Source organism: Roseibium suaedae (assembly GCF_900142725.1).
GTDB lineage: Bacteria > Pseudomonadota > Alphaproteobacteria > Rhizobiales > Stappiaceae > Roseibium > Roseibium suaedae.
Window position 1 is genome coordinate 1 of record NZ_FRBW01000012.1, and the last position, 2,500, is coordinate 2,500.

The window sequence follows — 2,500 nt, forward strand, 5'->3', positions numbered from 1 at the left end:
GAACGCAAAAAGCCCCGCGAATGCGAGGCTCTCCCCTGTCTCCGTTTCCAAACAAAAAAACCGCCCTTGCGGACGGTTTGTTTATTTGGTTGCGGGAGCAGGATTTGAACCTGCGACCTTCAGGTTATGAGCCTGACGAGCTACCGGGCTGCTCCATCCCGCGTTGTTCTTTGGTGCGCTGTCGGCCGTAAGATTGGCTGAGCGCGTTGACCACGACCGCCCATTGGGCTTCTTGAGCACTAAGGGAGGGGGTTTACGTTGAAGAGATTGCTTCGTGTTGAAGCATTATTATCTGCGCTTTGCAGGCCTGGCAGCGACCTACTCTCCCACACCTTAAGATGCAGTACCATTGGCGCTGGGGAGTTTCACGGCCGAGTTCGAGATGGGATCGGGTGGGGGCTCCCCGCTGGGGCCACCAGGCCGGCAAAGGGCAGATAATAGAAACTGGTCTTGTATTTGATTTTGATGAACATTGACTAATGAGAGTAATCAAGCCGAACGAGCTATTAGTAAAGCTAAGCTTCATGTGTTGCCACACTTCCACACGCTTCCTATCAACGTGGTGGTCTTCCACGGCTCTTCAGGGAGAACTCGTTTTGAGGTGGGTTTCCCGCTTAGATGCTTTCAGCGGTTATCCCTTCCGTACATAGCTACCCTGCAATGCGGCTGGCGCCACAACAGGTCCACCAGAGGTACGTCCATCCCGGTCCTCTCGTACTAGGGACAGATCCTCTCAATTCTCCTACACCCACGGCAGATAGGGACCGAACTGTCTCGCGACGTTCTGAACCCAACTCACGTACCACTTTAATCGGCGAACAGCCGAACCCTTGGGACCTGCTCCAGCCCCAGGATGTGATGAGTCGACATCGAGGTGCCAAACAATGCCGTCGATATGGACTCTTGGGCATCATCAGCCTGTTATCCCCGGCGTACCTTTTATCCGTTGAGCGATGGCCCTTCCACGAGGGACCACCGGATCACTATGGCCGTCTTTCGACTCTGCTCGACTTGTCAGTCTCGCAGTCAGGCAGGCTTATGCCATTGCACTCAACGAGCGATTTCCGACCGCTCTGAGCCCACCTTCGCGCGCCTCCGTTACCATTTGGGAGGCGACCGCCCCAGTCAAACTACCCGCCACACACGGTCCCGGATATTGTTGTACCGCGGTTAGATATCCATGCAGACAAGGGTGGTATTTCAAGGATGACTCCACCAAGGCTGGCGCCCTGGCTTCAACGTCTACCACCTATCCTACACATGTCGACACGAATACCAGTGTGAAGCTGTAGTAAAGGTGCACGGGGTCTTTCCGTCTGACCGCAGGAACCCCGCATCTTCACGGGGAATTCAATTTCACTGAGTCTGTGCTGGAGACAGCGGGGAAGTCGTTACGCCATTCGTGCAGGTCGGAACTTACCCGACAAGGAATTTCGCTACCTTAGGACCGTTATAGTTACGGCCGCCGTTTACCGGGGCTTCAATTCGGAGCTTGCACACCTCCTCTTAACCTTCCGGCACCGGGCAGGCGTCAGACCCTATACGTCGTCTTGCGACTTCGCAGAGCCCTGTGTTTTTGATAAACAGTCGCCACCCCCTGGTCTGTGCCACCCCACAATGGTTGCCCACTATGAGGTCTCCCTTCTCGCGAACTTACGGGAGCAATTTGCCGAGTTCCTTCAGCACAGTTCTCTCAAGCGCCTTGGTATGCTCTACCAGTCCACCTGTGTCGGTTTCGGGTACGGTTTATACGTGGGAGCTATTTCCTGGAACACCTTCGCTGCACCCCCAATCCAGTAAGGGGATACAACACACGGCATCCGTCACTACCCACAAGCTGCAGAATATTAACTGCATTCCCATCGACTACGCCTTTCGGCCTCGCCTTAGGGGCCGGCTAACCCTGCTCCGATTAACGTTGAGCAGGAACCCTTGGACTTTCGGCGAGGGTGTCTCTCACACCCTTTATCGTTACTCATGTCAGCATTCGCACTTCTGATATCTCCAGGAGCCCTCACGGGTCTCCCTTCGCAGACTTACAGAACGCTCCGCTACCGCGCATCATAAGATGCACCCGCAGTTTCGGTGTATGGCTTGAGCCCCGGTACATTTTCGGCGCGGAACCCCTTATTTAGACCAGTGAGCTGTTACGCTTTCTTTAAATGATGGCTGCTTCTAAGCCAACATCCTGGTTGTTTTGGGAGTTCTACATCCTTTCCCACTTAGCCATAACTTAGGGACCTTAACTGGCGGTCAGGGTTGTTTCCCTCTTCACAATGGACGTTAGCACCCACTGTGTGTCTGCCGGCTAGTACTTCTCGGTATTCGGAGTTTGGTTAGGATCAGTAAGGCGGTAAGCCCCCATAGCCCATCCAGTGCTCTACCCCCGAGAGTATTCGGCCGACGCTCTACCTAAATAGATTTCGCGGAGAACCAGCTATTTCCGAGTTTGATTGGCCTTTCACCCCTAGCCACAACTCATCCCCGACTTTTTCAACAG

1 tRNA gene and 2 rRNA genes (1 of these 3 cut by a window edge) are annotated in these 2,500 nt (G+C 54.2%); all 3 read right to left on the bottom strand.

The window, feature by feature from the left end:
• Positions 1-86: 86 nt before the first annotated feature.
• A tRNA-Met gene (locus BUA94_RS22965) sits at positions 87-163 on the bottom strand.
• A gap of 142 nt (positions 164-305) precedes the next feature.
• Positions 306-420, bottom strand: a 5S ribosomal RNA gene (gene rrf, locus BUA94_RS22970).
• 65 nt (positions 421-485) lie between these two features.
• Positions 486-2,500, bottom strand: a 23S ribosomal RNA gene (locus BUA94_RS22975) (it continues 717 nt past the right edge of the window).